Here is a 974-nt window from a genome sequence, read left to right on the forward strand (position 1 = left end):
AACGGCGCGCTCTCATGGCGCACCGCAAATTCTGTAGTTCTCTACATGGCGCGGGGAAAGAAAAAGGCGCTCGCGCGCCCTTCTCTTTCCTGCCGTGCTCAGCTGCCTTCGCCCAGGCGGGCGACGGTGCCCTGCGCCACCGCGCAGAGCTTTTCCTCGCCATCCTTGACCACGAACACATCGCACCGCACCACCGCTTGCTGGCGGCCGCGGTTGAGGCATTCGGCGCGGGCGATCAGCGTGTCGCCGATCGCCGGACGCAGGTAGTTGATCTTGTACTCGGAGGTCACCACCGGCACGGCCATGGCCGCGCCGCCCGCATAGGTCAGCGCGTTGTCAGCCAGGTAGCTGACCACGCCGCCGTGCAGGAAGCCGTGCTGTTGCCGCAGGTCCTGCCGGATAGGCAGGCGCAGCTCGGCACGGCCGGGCGAGAGCGCAGCCAGCTCGGCGCCGACCAGCACCGAGAAGGGCTGGCTGGCCAGCACCTCGCGGCCATGGGCCAGCATCGGGTCGACTGAACCGCTCACGGTACCGTACCGCCTCAGAACACTTCGAACAGGCCGGCAGCACCCTGGCCGCCGCCGATGCACATGGTCACCACCACGTACTTGACGCCGCGGCGCTTGCCTTCGATCAGCGCGTGGCCAACCAGGCGGGCGCCCGACACGCCGTAGGGATGGCCCACCGCGATGGCGCCGCCGTTGACGTTCAGGCGGTCCATGGGGATGCCCAGCGTATCGGCGCAGTACAGCACCTGCACGGCAAAGGCTTCGTTCAGTTCCCACAGGCCGATGTCGGCGACGGTCAGGCCGGCCTTCTTCAGCAGCTTGGGCACCGCGAACACCGGGCCGATGCCCATTTCGTCAGGCTCGCAACCGGCCGGCAAAGCCGCGGAACGCACCCAGCGGCTGCAGGCCGCGGGCCTCGGCCACCTTCGAATCCATGACCACGACCGCCGAAGCGCCATCGGAGAA

1 protein-coding gene and 1 pseudogene are annotated in these 974 nt (G+C 68.3%); both read right to left on the reverse strand.

Translation table 11 applies throughout. The features are described from left to right. Window positions 1-98 precede the first annotated feature (98 nt). Window positions 99-506: a PaaI family thioesterase gene (locus OR16_RS38940; protein WP_006164996.1), complete on the reverse strand. Its 408-nt coding sequence runs from the start codon at window positions 504-506 to the stop codon at window positions 99-101. Between the two features lie 35 nt (window positions 507-541). Further along, window positions 542-974 (reverse strand): annotated as a pseudogene (locus tag OR16_RS38945) (acetyl-CoA C-acyltransferase); the annotation flags it as partial.

Origin of the sequence: Cupriavidus basilensis OR16 (assembly GCF_000243095.1) — a bacterium.
Lineage (GTDB): Bacteria > Pseudomonadota > Gammaproteobacteria > Burkholderiales > Burkholderiaceae > Cupriavidus > Cupriavidus basilensis_D.